Consider the following 294-nt stretch of genomic DNA (forward strand, 5'->3'; position numbering starts at 1 on the left):
ATATGCCATCGATGGTCAACCTCAGTCGGGCCAACTTCCAACGGGCATTACCTTAGATGCTGATGGGCATACGTTAATTGTTGATGCCACTGATCCCGCATTTAATCATTTGGCCAATGGTCAGTCGCAACAAATCGCTATCACTTATCAAGTAGAAGATGGCCATGGTGGAAGTACGCAACAAACCGCCACGCTTACGATTGCCGGGACAGATGATAAAGCCACACTGGCTTCTAATGTCATTCAGCTCACTGAAACACAAGCGCTGGATAGCGAATTTAAATCCTATAGAGG

General features: G+C 46.6%; 1 protein-coding gene. It reads left to right on the forward strand.

What is annotated here, in order from left to right; all coding sequences use genetic code 11:
- The coding region (locus tag AB4185_RS21400; RefSeq protein WP_372135905.1) for a VCBS domain-containing protein at window positions 1-294 on the forward strand (294 nt) is incomplete at both ends.

The sequence above is a fragment of the Vibrio sp. 10N.286.48.F5 genome (assembly GCF_041469785.1).
Lineage (GTDB): Bacteria > Pseudomonadota > Gammaproteobacteria > Enterobacterales > Vibrionaceae > Vibrio > Vibrio crassostreae_C.